Genomic DNA, 18767 nt, shown 5'->3' on the forward strand with positions numbered 1-18767 from the left:
GATTTTTTGTTTCTTACGTCCATGGAAAGGGTAAAGAATAAGGGATCAGACGAATCGCACAGGAGGGATTAACATGAGTAAATTACATGAAGAGTTGAACGCCCAAGTGTCGAACTGGTCCGTACTTTATATTAAGCTTCATCACTTCCACTGGTACGTGAAAGGTCCGCATTTTCCGGTGCTGCATGCCAAGTTCGAGGAGTTGTACGAACTAGCGGCGCTCAAACTGGACGAGTTGGCGGAAAGAATTCTCGCTATCGAAGGTAAACCCGTGTCCACGATGAAGGAGTTTCTGTCCTTTGCTACGATCAAAGAAGCGGATAAGACGAAGACAGAGAACGATATGTTGACCGCGACGATTGCCGATCTGCAGGAGCTTATTCAAGGGTTGGAAAAGGCGGCGGCAACAGCCGAGGCAGCTAAAGATACGGCGACTGCGGACGTAGTTATCGGGCAGGTGGAAGAGCTGCAGAAGCAAGTGTGGATGCTGAAATCGACATTAGGATAAAAGAGGCTTCGAATCCGTTTTGCATAAGAACCGCCGCGCGAATGAATGGCGTGGCGGTTCTTATGCATGTTCGCGTTTATTAGTACTTATAAGCAAAACTAATGAGCTTCCAATGAAAACGCTATTTTCGTGGACTTGAATGGGAGCATTTGTTATAATTATGGGGTAAATTTACCTGTTTGCGGAGGCGTTGAAGTGGAGAAATACATCAATTCATACGTCATTGTTACAGTCTTCCTCATCCTGGGTATCATATTCCCTATTTTCGTGTTGTGGCTTGGTTCCGTACTGCGGCCCAAAAAACCGACGGAAGAGAAACAAACCACCTACGAGAGCGGAAATGAACCGGTAGGAGACAGCCAGATCCGCTTTAACGTAAGGTACTACCTGTACGCGCTGATGTTCGTCATTTTTGATGTGGAAACCGTATTTCTTTACCCTTGGGCCGTAGCTTACAAACAGCTTGGTCTCTTTGCTTTGGTCGAGATGTTCATCTTTGCAGGATTGTTGCTAGTGGGGCTTGTGTACGCTTGGAGGAAGAAGGTGCTGAAATGGAATTCGATTTAGCGAACGTATCGCCGGAAGACCGGAAAGAAGTAGAACGCAACGTATTCTTTGGCACCGTCGAACAACTCAAAGGTTGGGCCCGGAGCAATTCCTTGTGGCCGCTTACCTTCGGCTTGGCTTGCTGCGCAATCGAAATGATGGCGGCAGGAGGAGCGCACTACGATCTTGACCGTTTCGGCGTCCTATTCCGTACGTCGCCGCGTCAAGCGGATGTCATGATCGTCTCAGGAACGGTGACCAAGAAAATGGGGCCGTTGCTGAAGCGCTTATACGACCAAATGCCGGAACCGAAGTGGGTCATTGCAATGGGGTCTTGCGCGACAGCGGGAGGTCCCTACGTCAAATCTTATTCAGTTATTAAGGGCGTCGATCAGATTGTTCCGGTAGACGTGTACATACCGGGCTGCCCGCCCAATCCTGCAGCGCTTATCTATGGCATCAATAAGCTGCAAGAGAAAATTAGATACGAGGCGAAAACCGGGAAGCAGGTGACTAGCCGATGAGCGAGGATAACAAGCGCGAACCGGAGGAGGCCACTGTTGCTACCTCTGATTCAGCTTCTTCTGAGCCGGTAGCGGACGCCAAACCGGCTTCGGAGGAAACTCCTGCGCCAGCGACAACGGAAGAAGCGACACCACCTCCTCCGGCGCGTCGCGTAGAGACGGACGAAGAGAAAGCTGCCCGTCGTAAAGCTGCGTTAGAAGCTCGCGAAGCAGCGAAGGCAGTTGCGGCCCAAGCGGCCGCCAAAGCCGCTCAAGCAGGTACTGAGGGGCGCGCCGCGGCAAAATCTTCCGATGAGGGGGAGAAGGCTGGGACGGAGGAAGAAGCGCCGCCGAAGCCGCCGTCTCCGAACCAACCGAGGTTGGATCGCGTAGTCGCTTTAATAAGAGAGATGGTCGCGGAAGATGCCGTTGATGAAGCTTATATTAACGAAGCCAATGATCATCTTCCTACGCTAGTGTTGAAGAACGAGCATTGGCTGAAAGCAGCGCCATTATTTCGTAATCACGAACAATTGAATTGCAATTATCTACGTAATGTCTCGGGAGTAGATTACGAGACCCACATGGAAGTCGTCTACTATCCGCTTAACCTGAATAATCGCGAAGGCTATTGCATTAAGATTCGCACGGACCGGGAGCAGCCAGCGGTTCCATCCGTAACTCCTATTTGGGAAACCGCGAACTGGAACGAAAGGGAAATCTACGACTTGTTAGGCGTCGAATTTCCTGGCCATCCAGACCTGCGGCGCATTATGATGCCCGATGATTGGGTCGGCCATCCGCTACGCAAAGACTACGTTCCGCTTGACCCGGAGGTGTAAGCACGCGTGATTCGTACAGAAGAACTGCTGCTCAACGTTGGTCCACAGCATCCAAGCACGCATGGCGTGTTTCGGATTGTCGTCAAATTAGACGGAGAAGTGATAACGGAAGCGACGCCTGTGATGGGGTATTTGCACAGAGGCACGGAGAAGCTCGCGGAAAACTTGAATTTCACGCAGATCATTCCTTATACCGATCGCATGGACTACGTGTCCGCGATGACGAATAACTACGTACTCTGCCATGCGGTGGAGAAAATGATGGGGCTGGAAATTCCGGAACGAGCGGAATTCATGCGCCTTATTGTTATGGAAATGCAACGGGTTGCGAGCCATCTCGTATGGTGGGGAACTTATCTGCTCGATATTGGGGCGCTTAGTCCTTTCTTGTACGCTTTCAGCGACCGTGAACGCATTCTCGGTTTGTTCAACGAACTGTGCGGCGCGAGGCTGACGTACAATTATATGCGCGTCGGCGGAGTAAAGTGGGATGCGCCGGAAGGCTGGATCGCCAAGGTTAAAACATTGGTCAAGGATATGTACAATCGCTTAGATGAATATCATAACCTGGTCAGCGGCAATGAGATATTTTTATCCCGGATTAAAGGTATTGGGAAATACGATGCGCAAACGGCGATCGATTATGGATTGTCCGGAGCGAATCTTCGCTGCACGGGTGTCCAATGGGATCTTCGCAAGGCTGAGCCCTACAGCTTGTACGATCGTTTCGAGTTCGACGTGCCGGTCGGCAAGAACGGGGACTGCTTCGACCGATATGAAGTCCGCATGGCGGAGATCACCCAAAGCTTGCGCATTCTGGAGCAGGCGTTAGAACAATTCCCGGGCGAAGGCGAAACAATGGGTAAGGTTCCACGCGTCATAAGACCGCCTGCTGGCGAAATTTATGTGCGAATAGAATCTCCTCGAGGCGAAATCGGCTGCCATATTGTATCGAATGGGAAAGCCGAGCCATACCGCTTGAAATTCCGTCGTCCGTCGTTTGTTAACCTTCAAATTTTGCCCAAGCTGCTCGTCGGGGAAAGCATGACGAATTTGGTCACGATTCTCGGAGGTATCGATATCGTTCTCGGGGAGGTTGACTGCTAATGCAGCACTTCTGGGATAAGCCGTTAAGCTGGGGCAATGCCGGGATTTTCGTCGCCGCTGCAATTGGCGTGTTGGCCGTTGTTATCTTTTTCGTTACTTATGCGATTTATTTCGAACGCAAATTCATCGGATGGATGCAATATCGCAAAGGCCCCAACCGTACGGGACCGTTAGGTTTATTGCAAACGGTAGCGGACGTAACCAAGCTGCTGCTGAAGGAAGACACGATTCCTAAGAAAGCGGACAGAGGGTTGTTCATACTCGCGCCCGTATTAGCATTTGTACCTTCCTTCGTCGTATTGGCCTTCATTCCTTATACGATGGAACTGCAGTTCGCGGATCTGAATGTTGGATTTCTATACTACATTGCGCTCTCCGGGATTACGACCATCGCGATCGTCGTGGCGGGCTGGGCTTCGAACAATAAGTACTCTTTGCTAGGTGGCATGCGTTCCGCGGCACAGATGATTAGTTACGAAGTTCCGCTAGTTATGTCGGTTGTCGGCGTTGTCATGATGTCCGGAAGCTTGAATCTAAGGGAAATCGTCATTGCCCAGAGCGGATACTTCTGGCATTGGAACTTCTTGCCGCAAATTCTCGGCTTCGGGATATTCTTGATCGCGGCCGTATCCGAGCTAAACCGTACCCCGTTCGATTTGCCGGAGGCGGAGTCAGAGCTCGTCGCGGGTTATCATGTGGAATATAGCGGATTCCGGTTCGCCTTCTTCATGTTAACGGAGTACATCTACGTGTACGCAATTGCTAGCTTAACGACGATCCTGTTTCTTGGAGGATGGAATCCGCCGATCCCGCAGCTAGATTTCATTCCGGGAATTCTCTGGTTTTTCCTCAAGTTCGCGGTTATCGTCTTCTCCCTGTTCTGGATTCGAGCAACCTTCCCGAGACTACGGGTCGATCAGTTGATGGGAATGGCGTGGAAGGTGCTGCTCCCGCTCGCAATACTCAATATTTTCTTAACGGCTCTAGGCATAGAATTGATGGGATAAGGAGGCTGAAGTCATGAAGGGAATGCTCAAAGGTCTCGGAGTTACATTAAAAACGATGGGTACCAAGAAGGTGACGTTAGCGTATCCTGACGTTCCGATCGAGATGCCGGACCGATTTCGCGGAATTCAGTATTTTGAGCCGGACAAATGTATCGTATGTAATCAGTGCGCGCGCATCTGCCCGACGGATTGCATCACGCTGACGGGCAAAGCCAATCCGGATCCGGAGAAAAAGGGCAAAGTGATCGACACGTTCGACGTTAACTTCGAAATTTGCATTCTATGCGACCTATGCACGGAGGTTTGTCCGACGGAAGCGATCGTTATGACGAACAACTTCGAGCTGGCTACGTACAGCCGCGATGATTTGTACAAGGACAAACAATGGCTGTACGAGAACAATGAGAACATCCGCGAAGATAACAATAATATCGGGTCTCCGAAGGGAGGCGCCAAATAAACGGTGTTAAATTTCGATATCGAGATTACGGGCGAGTTTGTCGCTTTTTTCGTATTATCGGTTTGCGCGATCGTCGGAGCCGTATTGGCGATCAACTTTACGAAGGTCGTACATACGGCGCTTTCGATAGCCTTTACGTTCGTATCTATCGCAGGCTTGTATGTGCTTCTGGAGGCTGAATTTATCGCATTCGTGCAAGTGTTGCTGTATGTGGGAGCCATTACGATTCTGATGATATTCGGGATCATGATGACCAAACACGACGGGGAGGGCAAGGAGCCGGGGCGTCCGCTACATGATACATTAGCCGCAATCGGTTGTATTTGCCTGTTCGGGATTTTGTTCTATGGTATTCGCAATGCGAATTTCCCTACGGAATCTGCCCCGTTCGTAGAAGACAATACGCGTGAAATCGGTAAAGCGCTATTTACGCAATATGCGATTCCGTTTGAACTGGTATCCGTGCTGCTGACGGTCGCCTTTATCGGCGCTATCGCGCTCGCCAAGAGAGAGGAGGAGAGCTCGCAATGAGCATGCTATCCTCCTATTTAACGCTTGCGGCCGTTCTGTTCTGTATCGGATTATTCGGAGTGTTAACCAAACGAAATGCCATCATCGTACTGTTGTCGATCGAACTTATGCTCAATGCGGTTAACCTTAACCTGATCGCTTTCTCCAAGTACGGGGTAAACCCATCTATAGCGGGTCATATTTTCTCCTTGTTCACTATTACGGTCGCAGCTGCCGAAGCCGCGGTTGGTATCGCGGTATTAATCGTACTCTACCGTAGCCGAGCAACGGTGAACGTGGACGAATTCGACGAGTTGAGGAGGTAACTTCCATGAGCACCTTCTTTGCGCAATACGCCTGGCTCGTCCCGGTGTTTCCGTTCGCCGCTTTCGCGATTTTGACGGCAATGGGCAAAGGAATGAGTAAAACCGGAGCATGGATCGGGACGATCGCCACATTCGCTTCCTTAGTTCTGTCGCTGTGTATCGCGACTGAACGATTGTCCGGGAATGCGGAGGATTACAGCAACCAATTTACTTGGATAGAAATCGGCAACTTGAAGCTTCATGCCGGTTTCGAGGTGACGAACCTTTCCACGATGATGTTAGTCGTCGTCACTTTGGTTGGTTTTCTCGTGAACCTGTACTCGCAAGGGTACATGAAGAAAGACGAGAGGATATCGACCTTCTTCGCTTATGTGGCGCTGTTTACGAGCTCCATGCTTGCGTTAGTATTGTCCGATAATTTGCTGACTTTCTATATTTTCTGGGAATTGGTCGGCGTTTGTTCGTTCCTGCTCGTTGGATTCTGGTATCAGAAGCCGGAAGCGAGAGCTGCCGCTAAAAAAGCTTTTATCGTAACGCGGATCGGGGATTTGGGGTTGTTGATTGCTTTGCTGCTGCTGTTCTGGTATATGCCAGGTCACGCGCTTGACTTCACAACCATCCATAACGTGTTCGATTCCCAAGGCGGCGGAGCGATCTCGACAGGAATCACGACATTGATCGCTTTGCTGATATTCCTCGGAGCCGTCGGAAAATCCGGTCAATTCCCGTTGCACGTTTGGTTGCCTGACGCAATGGAAGGCCCTACGCCTATCAGTGCCTTGATCCATGCGGCGACCATGGTGGCGGCTGGCGTGTTCCTCGTCGCCCGGACGTTCGATATTTTCGACGCCTCGCAGGTGGCGATGACAACGGTCGCGATTGTTGGTGCGTTCACGGCGATCTTCGCGGCTACGATCGGGTTGGCGCAGAACGATATCAAGCGTATTCTGGCGTATTCGACCGTTAGTCAACTGGGCTACATGATGCTTGCCCTAGGGGTAGGATCCGTTACGGGCGCTATGTTTCATTTGTTAACGCACGCTTTCTTCAAAGCTTTACTGTTCCTTGGGGCGGGTAGCGTTATCCATAGCGTACATACGCAAGATATCCGCGAAATGGGCGGATTGGGCGGCAAGATGAAAATAACCGCATGGACTTTCGGAATCGGTGCTTTGGCGCTGTCCGGTATACCTCCGTTTTCGGGCTTCTGGTCCAAGGACGCGATACTGACCGCAGCGTTGGATAAACAGCCAATTTTGTTCGTCGTGGGAATCATCGCAGCGTTCTTTACTGCCTTGTATATGGCTAGATTGTTTTTCTTAGTTTTCGTCGGCAAGCAGCGGGAAGGTCAGCATGCGAAGGAATCCCCGTCCGTTATGACGATTCCTCTTATCGTACTGGCTATTCTCGCCACTGTAGCCGGATTCGTCGAGACACCGTTTAACGGTTGGTTCGGCCATTGGCTGACGGGAGGCGACGCAGAGCATCATGCAAGCGGCTTAGTCATGGTCGTATCCGCCGCCGTCGGTTTGTTAGGTCTCTATATCGGCTGGTTGATGTATGTCAAAGGGACGATCCGTCGCGACGCGGTATCCTCGCGTATGCCAGGACTTGTGACTGTTCTAGAACGCAAGTATTACATTGACGAGCTATATCAGTGGTTGTTCGTCAAACCGCTGCAAGGCTTCGGTAAAGCGCTTGAGTTGTTCGACGAATATGTGGTCGATGGCATCGTACGCTTGTCCGGCTACTCCGTATCCGCTTTAGGGCGGCTTAATTCAAGGTTACAGAACGGTCAGGTTCAAACGTATGCCCTTACGGCAATCATCGGAATCGTAATTCTGATTGTCGCGATCGCCGGAAGGAGGTTCTGGTAATGTTGGATAACTTGCCGGTGCTTTCTCTCATTGCTTTTACGCCACTAATCGGCGCTTTAATCGTCTTATTGCTGCCAGGTGCCCGTAGCAATTGGCTTCGTGCTACAGCTATTATTTTTACATTAATCCCACTCGTATTGGTCTTGTTGTTGTTTGCCGTATATGAACCGGCCACTGGGGGCGGGGTTTATACCGAACACTCGACATGGTTGACGATTCCGCTCAATAAAGAAGTGTTGGATATGAAATTGCAAGGCGGAGTTGCATCGTTTAACCTTGCTTTCGACTATCATTTGGCTGTCGACGGAATATCGATGCCGCTGCTGCTACTAACGGGAATCGTGTCCACGATGTCCGTGTTAGCTTCGGTCCATATCCGTAAACGGTGGAAAACGTATTATGTTTTGTTTCTGCTGCTGTTGACGGGGATTTATGGCGTATTCCTAGCGCGGGATTTGATTCTATTTTTCATCTTCTTCGAAGTGACGCTTATCCCAATGTTCTTCCTTATTGGCATCTGGGGTTACTACGGACGGGAAAAAGCAGCAACCCGTTTTCTGTTATATAACGGTTTGGGTTCGGCAGCAATGCTGATATCCTTCCTTATTCTGATCGTAACGCTAGGGTTCAGCGTATCGGAAGGGTCGAATTTCTTATATAGCGCGAATTATGATGTCTTGCTCGGCAACTTGTCCGATCCTAATGCTCTGGCGAACATCGATACGGGAAACTCGAGATACTTCGGATTTTTCTTGTCGGACAACGCGAGGTGGGGAGCATTCGTGCTCTTGCTCATCGCCTTCGGGATCAAGGTGCCGATTTTCCCGTTCCATACCTGGATGTTACGGGTACATACGGAGGCGCCGCCGGCGATCGTCATGATTCACTCCGGCATCCTGCTTAAGATGGGCGTATATGGATTGATTCGTTTTGCGGCGTTCTTATTTCCAGAGCAATTGCAGTCATGGACGACGGTATTGGCGGTGCTCGGAGTCATTAATATTTTGTACGGTGCGATCCTCGCTTGCGTGCAGCGCGAGTTCAAGCTGGTGCTTGCTTATTCGAGCATAAGCCATATGGGGATCGTGCTGCTCGGCATAGCGTCGCTTGAGGAAGTCGGCTTGCAGGGAGCGATCTACCAATCCGTCTCCCATGGACTGATCTCAGCGCTTCTGTTCCTAATTGTAGGCAGTATTTATGAGCGCACGAACTCAACGAATTTGAGCGATTTGGGCGGATTGGCGAAAGCCGTTCCGTTCATGTCGGGGATATTGCTAATCGCTGGTCTAGCTTCATTAGGGCTGCCGGGGTTATCCGGTTTCGTGGGCGAGTTTCTCTCCTTCCTCGGTTTGTTCGGATCGATGAAAATATTAACGGCTATCGGGGTGCTCGGTATTCTGTTCGCGGCTGTCTACGTGCTTCGCAGCATTCTAAGCATCACGTACGGTCCGTTGCCTGAGCGATTCGCAGAGATGAAGGATGCACGCTTCATCGAAGCGTTGCCTATGATTACGTTAGCGGCGCTTATCGTATTGTTAGGGGTATATCCATCCATATTAACGGACCTGATGCAGAACGGATTTAATGGCTTACTGGAACAAATTCAGACGAGGATGGGGGGATAACATGGAGGCTTTACAGACTTTGTCGTGGAGCGATACGTGGTACTTAGCCCCCGAGCTTGTGTTATCGGGTTTCGCTATCCTTTTAGTCATCCTCGATCTCTTGCTTCCTAAGCGAATCAATCGGAATGTAATAGGTTGGTTGACGCTTGTCGGACTTCTCGTGTCCGCTACATTCGTCGTATTGCTTATGCTCTCGTTGGGTGACGGTACCGATCCGGCGGATAGTACTCCGGAGTTTTACTCCCTTCTAGGGGGAAGCTATCGTATAGACGATTTTGGAAACTTATTGAAATTGGTATTTTTAGGTGCTTCGTTCTTCATCGTATTCTCGTCGCTCGGGACGGTTCGGGATACAGACGTGCCAGTCAAAGCTGAACTCTACTATCTTGTTCTCCCTGCAGCATTGGGGGCAATGGTGATGTCCTCATCCGGGGACCTTATCACATTGTTCGTAGGCTTGGAGCTACTGAGTATTACGACTTACATTCTGGTGGCTACCCGCAAGAGAAACAGGCTGTCCAGCGAGGCTGCGTTTAAGTATGTCGTAATGGGAGGCGTGGCGTCCGCTTTCATACTATATGGGATGTCATTCCTGTACGGCTTAACGGGTGGAACGAACTTCGCGTTCATCGCGCAAGGGCTTGGTTCCGCTATCGAGAACTTCGAGGCTTTATTGTATATTTGCTTTTTCTTGATGATTGCCGGTTTCGCCGTCAAATTAGCGCTGGCTCCATTCCATGTTTGGGCTGCGGATGTCTACCAAGGTGCGCCGACTCCGGTAACGGCATTTTTGGCGGTCGTCGCGAAGGGTGCAGCATTCGCAATGCTATATCGAATCTTCATGAATTCGGCTTTTCTTACACCGGCAGACGGCAGCTTCTTGCAGAAAGACGTGTTCATAGCTTTATCCGTTTTGGCGGCCGCCGCAATGATCGTTGGAACGGTCGGGGCGTTGAGGCAGAAAAACGTGAAAAGGTTGCTCGCGCTTTCGGGTGTCGCGAATGCAGGTATATTGTTAACTCCGCTAGCGATTAATTTGACGGAGATGCATGCTTCGCTGTTTTCCGAATTTATCTATTTTCTGATCGCTTACTCATTCATGAACATAGGTGCATTCTCTGTGCTGACGATCTTGACTAGAGATTCCGGCAATGAGTCGATATCGGGATTCGCCGGCCTGTACCACCGCGCGCCGTGGACAGCCGTTGCTATGACGATTCTCCTCTGTTCGTTGGCTGGCCTTCCAGTTACCGGAGGGTTCATGGGTAAGTTGTTGATTTTGTTCGGAACGTTCCAGACACATACGTATTGGCTAGGTGCCGTTATACTTGTGACTACGGTTATCTCATATGCCGTATATTTTTCCTTCATTCGTCAAATGTTCATGAGAAGCGGAACGGTGGATGCCAAGCTTAAAATGTCGGTTCCAGCTACGATTACGATATGGGTCTGCACGATTGTGACTTTGGTTTTAGGATTTATGCCCGTACCGTTGTTGGAAGGAATCGACCACATCTTCTCTATTCCAGCGGATCTACTCGTCATTCAAGGTTAATTAAAAGCTCAACAGAAGGGTAATCCTCAAGTCGTATGGCTTGAGGATTGCCCTTTTTTCCTTTTGTAAGGCTTCTGTGGGCGACAAATTGTGACCTAAGACCCGATTTTCGACGGGAAAGAAGGGAATCGCTGTCGAAAATAGAAACTTTATTATATACAACGACGAAACCGTTTTACACGAATGGAACAAAGGTGTGGTTAAGCTGCCTAATAGGAAGGGATTCATTCAAATCTCACGCAAGTTCACATTGAGGTGTTCTATTGCGCTTGCTTCTACGCTCGTTTGTTGTTCAATGCTTTTTGTATCGGCCGATAGCAAGCCGACGACGCAATCCTCGATCTCTAACGAGAAGAAGGGGATTGTTAAGGTTCAAGCGATACAACCAGCTTCGCCTAAGCTTGTCGTCCCCATAGCCCCTCCAGTTCCCGCTTATTTGAAGGCGATCGGGATTCCGGAAGCTTGGGCGACTTTAAGCAGGAATGTTACGTCTACCATTGCTATCGTGGACACCGGGGTTGATTTTAATAATCCGGAATTGAAGCCCTATCTCCTTGAGGGGAAAAATTTAGTCGACGAGCGGAAAACCGCCCAGGACGATAACGGCCACGGTACAGCCGTAACAGGAATCATTACTGCCATTGCAACTGTGGGGGAAATGTCTCCTAACGATGGCAGGTGGAAAGGGTACATACTGCCGGTAAAAGCACTGGATCAATTCGGCTCGGGTGACGAGGAGAAGCTGACCCAGGGAATTCGATATGCCGTCGATCAAGGCGCGGATATAATCGTTCTTTCACTCGGCTTAAGAAGAGACGCGCCTAGTTTGCGGGAAGCTGTAGCTTATGCGGAAGAAGCCGGGGTATTACTCATTGCGGCAAGCGGCAACGATGCAGCCGTATTTGGTGCCAAGGCTGCCGTTCAGTACCCTGCGGCATATCCAACCGTTGTCGCAGTTGCCGGGTCCGATGGATTAGAGCCAATCGCACAATCGACATCCGGCTCGGAGAATGACATCAGCGCCATGTGGAAGGTTCAGACCTTAACGATTAATGGCGGCAGCATCGAGATGGAAGGAACATCGATGGCAGCGCCGCAGGTTGCCGCAACGGCAGCTATGCTGATGGCGATCCACCCGGATTGGGAACCTGTTCATATACGGGAGGCATTACGCAGATCAGCGCAACATAGCGGTAAGGAATCATGGAACCCGAGTATGGGGTATGGGCTGATTTCGGCTAGTAGAGCTATTCAAGCAGACGAAATCATCGACTGGCGGGAGCCAAATCATACAAAAGCTGCAGCAAGCGTATTTCCCTTGGGGAAAGAAGTGACTGGAAGGTGGAAAAATGCATCGGATACCGATTGGTATACGTTTGAAGCACCTTACAGTGGCATATATGAAGTTGCTGGAAATGAAGTTCGCCTGTCGCTATATGATGGGAAGGGCACTATTGCACCTCTTCGTTCGGCTACAGAAGTTCAAGGTGGAGTAGCGGTCAAGCAATGGCCTGTGGCCAAAGGCCGATATTGGCTTCAAGTACAAAGTTCATCGACGGCGAAACAGATAACGAACTTTTATCGGCTTGAATCCGTATTTACAATGAATCCGGACGCCAAGGAGCCGAACAATAGCGCAGCAGCCGCAAGCACGCTTCCTCCACGTAGCCAGACATGGACGGGAACTTTTCATACGCGCGGTGATGTGGATTGGTTTGTCGTGAAGCTACCGAAGCCGGGAATGATCAGGTTAACGGTTACACCCGATACGACGCGAATTGATCCGCAAATCGGGTTTCAGCCTGCCGGCGGTACGGAGATCGTCATTGATGATCGAGGAGACGGAGGCGTCGAACAATGGACTATGAGCGATGCGAAGGCGGGAAGATACTTCATCCGCATTTCCAATGCGGTTTCTTCTAACCCAATGCCAGTAATCGGGACATATACTGCCACTTTGGAATATATTACCGAGAAAGAGGATTCTTACGAGCCGAATGAGAGCCCGTTAACGTCCACTCCGCTTTCCATCAATAAAGTGTACAACGCATTAATCCATACGGCAAAAGATCAGGATTGGTATCGATTTACACTAACTAAGAAACAGAAAGTGAAGCTTACGATCAGTAATATTCCGAATGCAATGGCTATTCACGTTGAATTGCGCAACAAGAAGCTGCAAACGCTAGAAAAATGGAAAAGTGACAAAGGTCAGAAATCATTGCTAGGTGAAAGGGAGCTAGAGCCCGGCACTTACTACGTGAAAATCACCGCTGACGGTTATAATCGCAATCAGTACTATGGGCTTCGGTTGCAACTTGTGAATAATTAGATGATGTCGTGCCAAGATCGTAGCGGAGAAAACGATGGAAGGGGGTTCGTTAAATGGATGACGAAGCGAGCGCATTTGCTTTAGCGGGATGGGATGGTCTTTTCTCGATCTTCGTTACTTTAGGATGCGTGTTAGTCGCTTGGATGTTATTGCAAGAAATTAACTTTGATAAAATTTTGCGCCAGCCACGAAGTCCCCGGGCAAGAGTGCTGCAGTTGCTTATTGCGGTAGGACTTGGCCATTTAGTTGCTCGCTTCGTTCTTGATTATTGGTCTTGGGTTGGCACGTTGAAATGGCTTTTCCGTTCGGGCTGATCTATTTTAAAAAACGATGTGACGTAAAGTTAAGATTGGGTAATAATATTTAAACCACTGGATTTGATCAATTAATGGTCGAATAGAGTCGGAAAAAGCAGTTTTACCCCAAAAAATGCCGCTTGTGTCATTGGCGGAGGTAGTGGTATGATAAAATTTGGGTTTTTCGGGGTCGGGCAGCTTTTGCCAATAGACTTCGGAATGAATCTATAATGCGCGGAGGGAACCACCCATGAGCAAAATCATCGTCCGCGGCGGACGTACCTTATCTGGAACAGTCCGCGTGCACGGCGCTAAAAATTCCGTCCTTCCGATCCTTGCCGCTGCTTTACTGGCGGAAGAAGGATCCAGCGTCATTCATGACGTTCCCGCCCTGGACGATGTTAAGAACATTATTCAAGTGCTCGCGGCTTTGGGGGTTTACGCGCAGCAAGAAGACGGAACTGTCCGACTACATGCTGAATCGTTAACTTCTTATGAAGCACCTTATGAATTGGTTAGAAAAATGCGAGCTTCGTTCTTGGTGATGGGACCATTGCTGGCTCGTCTTGGAAAAGTAAGAATTTCTCTTCCGGGCGGCTGCGCGATTGGAACGCGTCCTATTGACCAGCATTTGAAAGGGTTTGAAGCAATGGGTGCGGAGATCGGATTCGGTCAAGGCTCCATTGAAGCTAGCGTCGATGGTAAATTGCGCGGGGCGAGAATTTATTTGGACATTGCGAGCGTTGGCGCTACGGAAAACATTATGATGGCAGCCACGACCGCAATCGGAACGACAATTATTGAAAATGCGGCTAAAGAGCCGGAAATCGTTGACCTTGCTAATTTCCTTAATGCGATGGGCGCCAAGGTACGTGGTGCTGGCACGGGAGTCATACGAATTGAAGGCGTAGATAAGCTTCATGCAGCGGAGCACTATGTTATTCCCGATCGCGTCGAAGCCGGTACCTACATGATCGCAGCTGCGATTACAGGCGGAGATGTGTATGTTGAAGGAGCCATTCGCGATCATCTCGGACCGATTGTTGCTAAGCTAGAGGAGATGGGCGCTACCGTCGAATGCGACGAGAACGGCATTCGGGTGCAAGCTTTGAATCCGCTTCGTGCTGTCGATGTCAAGACGTTGCCTTATCCGGGCTTTCCGACCGACATGCAAGCTCAAATGATGACGCTGCTGTTAGTCGCTGACGGTACGAGTATTGTAACCGAGACCGTGTTTGAAAATCGGTTCATGCATGTTGATGAACTGATCAAGATGGGTGCCGAGATCAAGGTGGATGGGCGTACGGCTATTGTTACGGGCGGTACCAAATTGTCCGGAGCAAGTGTATGTGCAACCGATCTTAGAGCAGGTGCGGCATTGATTTGCGCTGCGCTTGTCGCGGATGGAAGTACGGAAGTTAGCGGTATTCACCACATTGAACGCGGCTACATGAACATCGTAAATAAGTTAGCTGCTTTAGGAGCAGACATTTATCGTGCTCCATCCCCGGAAGATGTACTGCAGGAATCCGAGCAAGCATCGCTACAACCGGAGAAACTTATGCAGCAGCTAGAACAACGCGCTGCGGCAACGTCCGAAGTCGTTATCCGCAACATTCAACCGACGCTTGCTTAGTCTCCGCAAGGAGTAGCAATCTGTTTAATTTTATGGATCCGACACATACGTAGCTACTGATCTTGTTGATTGGCTCGTTCTTATACTTAGCTAATACTGTCTATTACCGATCCCCTGGCCATCAACGGCTGGGGGATTTTTTTATTTTATACGCACTTCGTTATCATGGCTTGGCTTGCTCCCTCCCTTATTTTCCTCTTTCACGCTATCCCCCTAGCTCAGGAAAAGTACGACACCGATCAGATCGCTTTTTGCGATCTCCAAGCAACCCGCGAACGGTTTAATGAACGGTGAGTGATAGGGCGTCCAGTTAGTGCTGGGTAAGTAATCGTATGTGCAATTGCACTGTCGATTAGTAGAATGCCGAACCTTCCGACACTAGGGTGATTAGAGTGATAGCAGTATTGGTTTATGTAGGCCTGCAAATGCTTGGGGCCAATACCTCGAAACATTCGTCCCATCCATGAAGATAGATAGTGGCTTTCCCAAACTAAAGCTTTGTTCATCGTTTTACCGAATCGGCGCGTGATGATAACATTTTCTGAAAATCTAGGATCAACATGTTTCAAAATAAAAGGTTTTGGATTCGGGCAATCATATTTGTCTCGAAGCGACATCTTAGATTGATGCTCTATTTTTAAGTAACCGATGTTCCCGTCTTCAGAGCCGGATGCTCCTATGAGTAATGGTTGTTCTTGCTTGTGTAATTCAAACGTGCTAGTTAACCTCTTATAACATATAGCGTCAGTGACCCTGACGATTCCGGCGAGTAAAATCATAGAATCCGCTTGTCGCATAGCATAGCGAATCTTATGGCAGATCAACCAGGCGGTTTTATATGTGACTTCGAGTAGGTTCGATAGTTGGAGTGCGTTGATGCTATTAGATCTTGCATGGAGATGAATGGCTCTGAGCCACAAACGCAATGAAGTGCGACTGCCTTCCATGATAGTTCCTTTTATTAAAGAGGTTTGCTTCTTGCAGGAATAGCACTCATACAGGGGGAGCCTGCGGGTAGAAATAAGATAAGCGTGATGGCACTGACAATTCGGGCAGCGAAATCCATTCGGCCATTTGGCATTGTATAAGGCAACTATACAGTCTTCTTCCGATTCATAACGTTTACAGAAAGCGTCGAATGCTTCGGTGTCATGTCTTAGGCTCATATCTCGAAATTCCCCCTTTCCACCTGGAGAGAACATTTGTTCCTGTTATTATTTTATCAAACATACGTTCTTATTTAAAGTGAATTTTTCTATTTTTTTCCTGAGTGGTAGGGATAGTGTGATTTTGACAAAGTAACTTTTTCTGAGCAAAGGGGATAGCGTGAAAGAGAAAAGAAATTTGAGAGGCTCTAAACGTCAAGAGAATGACAGAGCGAATCCCTGAGCGAGGGGGATAGAGAGTAAGAGAAGGAGAAAGCCTAGCGAAGAAGGTTCTACCTGATCTGAATCTCGCATATTTTGAAAGCATCGGCTGACCCGCATAGTCCGCAAAGAGAATATGCTGCCACCGAAATCGGATAGACGAGGTAGAGCCGTGAAATTGAGAGTTGGAAAAGAACAGCAAGCAACGGGCCTTCCTCTATGGATTGCATTCGCTAGTGGGATAATCGCATCCTTGTTGATATGGCTAGCTCTGCATAAGGGAGCCTCTTATCCAAGTCAACTAGAGGGAGAACACCCTTCGCCTCAAACGCAAACAAAAGCAGTGAGTACGCCTGACGACATTGCCGAAACGCAGATAACAGAGGAGAGGGAAGCCGGACAAGATCAGCCCCTAGTTCGGGTGCTCTTGTCTGAGTCTCATAAAGTAGAAACCGTTCCGCTGGAGACTTATGTCAGGGGCATAGTGGCGGCGGAGATGCCGATCGATTTTCAAGAGGCTGCTCTCGAAGCGCAAGCGCTTGCGGCACGCACCTATATTGTTCGTAGGCTAATAACCAAAGATCGCACAGGTATGACGACGTCGGAAGCAGATGTGACGGACACGCAGACTCATCAAGTATATCGTTCGTTGGCGGAAATGAATCAACTAGAAAAAAGGGATTCAGTCGGCTGGCAAAAGGTTGTGAATGCGGTAAAGAGAACCGAGGGAGAAATTATTGTCTATCATGGTGAACCGATCGAGGCGCTATTTTTCTCTACGAGTAATGGATATACAGAAAACTCGGAAGAGGTATTCGCTACCAAGCTTCCATATCTACGCTCTGTCGCCAGCCCTTGGGATAAAGAGGAGTCACCTAGAGCGAGTGAAAGCGTGGAGATGGAACTGACGGACTTTTATAGTAAATTAGGGCTGAGCGCGATCCCCGCCAGTACAAGCGACAAGGTGCAGCGGTCTCTACGTATACTTGAATGGACGACAGGGAAGAGAGTTAAAGAAATGCTGGCCGGGGCTAAGAAATTAACCGGTGAGGAGGTGCGCCACAAGCTAGGGTTGCGTTCGGCGGCTTTCGATTGGACCTTTGATCATAACAAGATCATCCTAACCACTTACGGGAGCGGCCATGGCGTAGGCATGAGCCAGTGGGGGGCGGAAGGCATGGCTAAAGCGGGTAAGACTGCGCGCGAGATTGTCGAATACTACTATTCGGGAGCGGGCGTGAAGGAAGTTTCGAAGCTTGCGAATGGTTGGAATTATGGAGCATAAATAGGTTGTCACTATAAAAATTGTAATCTTTCAATACAAACAGGTATAAAACCCCGTCACCTGGTAAGAATGGCTTACTGAGGTGATGATAATAATGAATGAAGGAAACAACAAAACACCAAGAAAAATCGAAGAGTCACACAAGTCAGTTGCGGGTTCGTCTCCCGCTGTCAGGCCTACCGGATGGAAAAAGTTCCTTTCCAAGCGCTGGGTATTCCCTGCAGCTTACATGGCCGCGGCAGCAATCATCGTTACGATTCTCTGGCTGAACTCGGGAACGGGTGCGAAAGATTCGCACAAATCCGTTCCCAGTCTGACAGGTGTCGAGAACGAAGCGACTGCCAATGGACAATCTAGTCCAGAGGCATCCGCGGTAATCTCTAACGGGGAAACTCTCCGTTGGCCGGTAAACAAGATTGAAGACATGGACACGATCGTTCCGTTCTATGATGCGACGGCGTCCGTGGAAGAGCGCGAAGCAGCTACGGTGGAGTACAAGAATACGTTCTCGCCCCACATGGCTACAGACTTAGCGCGTAAGGATGCCGAACCGTTTGAAGTTTTGGCTGCATTAAGTGGCAAGGTAACCATTGCTAGCCAAACTCCGACCAACGGCTACGAAGTGCAAATCGAGCACCCAGACGGTTTGGTCACTGTTTACCAAAGCTTGACAGATGTTAAAGTTCAAGTTGGCGACCAAGTTGAGCAAGGCGATGTCATCGCATCTGCTGGCCAAAGCGAATTGGAGCCAACTGAAGGCGCGCACGTGCACTTCGAGGTTCGCAATAACGGTCTTTCGGTTAATCCGAACAACCTGATCAAAGCTGCGAAGTAAGGGATTCAGAGAATATGGGGCGACCTTATCGCAATTACAGCGATAGGGTCGCTCTATTTCTGTTTTTTACCAGACAAATCTCGACAACGGAACGATCCATGTGTCATAATTCTTACCAACAACTAGTGAATACTCATCAGATTCCGATGG

At 49.3% G+C, this 18767-nt stretch carries 18 protein-coding genes; 17 read left to right on the forward strand and 1 reads right to left on the reverse strand.

The annotated features are described in order from the left end of the window. Positions 1-73 precede the first annotated feature (73 nt). The 15 genes from L3D05_RS09540 (at position 74) to murA (ending at position 15130) form a co-directional block, all read left to right on the forward strand. Entirely contained in the window at positions 74-508 is a 435-nt protein-coding gene (locus tag L3D05_RS09540; RefSeq protein ID WP_239615799.1) for a Dps family protein, read from the forward strand. 195 nt (positions 509-703) lie between these two features. Further along, complete coding sequence (locus L3D05_RS09545; RefSeq protein ID WP_239615800.1) at positions 704-1075, forward strand: NADH-quinone oxidoreductase subunit A; 372 nt, start codon at positions 704-706, stop codon at positions 1073-1075. Then, complete coding sequence (locus L3D05_RS09550) at positions 1060-1578, forward strand: NuoB/complex I 20 kDa subunit family protein (RefSeq protein WP_182303091.1); 519 nt, start codon at positions 1060-1062, stop codon at positions 1576-1578. The genes L3D05_RS09545 and L3D05_RS09550 overlap by 16 nt, the downstream gene beginning before the upstream one ends. Continuing rightward, positions 1575-2399, forward strand: a complete 825-nt coding sequence (locus L3D05_RS09555; protein WP_239615801.1) for an NADH-quinone oxidoreductase subunit C — start codon at positions 1575-1577, stop codon at positions 2397-2399. The genes L3D05_RS09550 and L3D05_RS09555 overlap by 4 nt, the downstream gene beginning before the upstream one ends. A gap of 6 nt (positions 2400-2405) precedes the next feature. Further along, the gene (locus L3D05_RS09560) at positions 2406-3506 is read left to right on the forward strand and encodes an NADH-quinone oxidoreductase subunit D (RefSeq protein WP_239615802.1); all 1101 of its coding nucleotides are present in this window, start codon (positions 2406-2408) and stop codon (positions 3504-3506) included. Then, positions 3506-4513, forward strand: coding sequence for an NADH-quinone oxidoreductase subunit NuoH (gene nuoH / locus L3D05_RS09565; protein WP_239615803.1), 1008 nt, complete (start codon positions 3506-3508; stop codon positions 4511-4513). The genes L3D05_RS09560 and nuoH overlap by 1 nt, the downstream gene beginning before the upstream one ends. A 13-nt stretch (positions 4514-4526) precedes the next feature. After that, positions 4527-4973 carry an NADH-quinone oxidoreductase subunit NuoI gene (nuoI, locus tag L3D05_RS09570; RefSeq protein ID WP_239615804.1) on the forward strand — a complete coding sequence of 149 codons (447 nt, stop codon included), beginning with the start codon at positions 4527-4529 and terminating at the stop codon, positions 4971-4973. A gap of 3 nt (positions 4974-4976) precedes the next feature. Next, entirely contained in the window at positions 4977-5504 is a 528-nt protein-coding gene (locus L3D05_RS09575) for an NADH-quinone oxidoreductase subunit J (RefSeq protein WP_239615805.1), read from the forward strand. A 2-nt stretch (positions 5505-5506) separates the two neighbouring features. Further along, the gene (gene nuoK, locus L3D05_RS09580) at positions 5507-5809 is read left to right on the forward strand and encodes an NADH-quinone oxidoreductase subunit NuoK (protein ID WP_439647937.1); all 303 of its coding nucleotides are present in this window, start codon (positions 5507-5509) and stop codon (positions 5807-5809) included. 5 nt (positions 5810-5814) lie between these two features. Further along, the gene (nuoL, locus tag L3D05_RS09585; RefSeq protein WP_239615807.1) at positions 5815-7686 is read left to right on the forward strand and encodes an NADH-quinone oxidoreductase subunit L; all 1872 of its coding nucleotides are present in this window, start codon (positions 5815-5817) and stop codon (positions 7684-7686) included. After that, positions 7686-9311 (forward strand): complex I subunit 4 family protein, encoded by a 1626-nt coding sequence (locus L3D05_RS09590; RefSeq protein ID WP_239615808.1) that lies wholly within the window; start codon positions 7686-7688, stop codon positions 9309-9311. The genes nuoL and L3D05_RS09590 overlap by 1 nt, the downstream gene beginning before the upstream one ends. Before the next feature lies 1 nt (position 9312). Beyond that, positions 9313-10866, forward strand: coding sequence for an NADH-quinone oxidoreductase subunit N (locus L3D05_RS09595; protein ID WP_239615809.1), 1554 nt, complete (start codon positions 9313-9315; stop codon positions 10864-10866). 295 nt (positions 10867-11161) lie between these two features. Further along, on the forward strand, positions 11162-13198 hold the full coding sequence (locus tag L3D05_RS09600; protein ID WP_239615810.1) for a S8 family serine peptidase: 2037 nt from the start codon (positions 11162-11164) through the stop codon (positions 13196-13198). 53 nt (positions 13199-13251) lie between these two features. After that, positions 13252-13512 (forward strand): DUF1146 domain-containing protein, encoded by a 261-nt coding sequence (locus tag L3D05_RS09605; RefSeq protein ID WP_239615811.1) that lies wholly within the window; start codon positions 13252-13254, stop codon positions 13510-13512. 232 nt (positions 13513-13744) lie between these two features. Beyond that, positions 13745-15130, forward strand: a complete 1386-nt coding sequence (murA, locus tag L3D05_RS09610; RefSeq protein WP_239615812.1) for a UDP-N-acetylglucosamine 1-carboxyvinyltransferase — start codon at positions 13745-13747, stop codon at positions 15128-15130. A gap of 239 nt (positions 15131-15369) precedes the next feature. On the opposite strand, the gene L3D05_RS09615 is transcribed toward murA, so the two are convergent. Then, positions 15370-16296, reverse strand: coding sequence for a transposase (locus L3D05_RS09615; RefSeq protein WP_239615813.1), 927 nt, complete (start codon positions 16294-16296; stop codon positions 15370-15372). A 373-nt stretch (positions 16297-16669) separates the two neighbouring features. Between L3D05_RS09615 and spoIID the strand changes: the two genes are divergently transcribed. Continuing rightward, positions 16670-17782: a stage II sporulation protein D gene (spoIID, locus tag L3D05_RS09620; RefSeq protein ID WP_239615814.1), complete on the forward strand. Its 1113-nt coding sequence runs from the start codon at positions 16670-16672 to the stop codon at positions 17780-17782. Positions 17783-17876: 94 nt separating this feature from the next. Next, on the forward strand, positions 17877-18617 hold the full coding sequence (locus L3D05_RS09625) for a M23 family metallopeptidase (protein WP_239615815.1): 741 nt from the start codon (positions 17877-17879) through the stop codon (positions 18615-18617). Positions 18618-18767: the final 150 nt, after the last annotated feature.

The sequence above is a fragment of the Cohnella mopanensis genome (assembly GCF_022352055.1).
GTDB lineage: Bacteria > Bacillota > Bacilli > Paenibacillales > Paenibacillaceae > Cohnella > Cohnella mopanensis.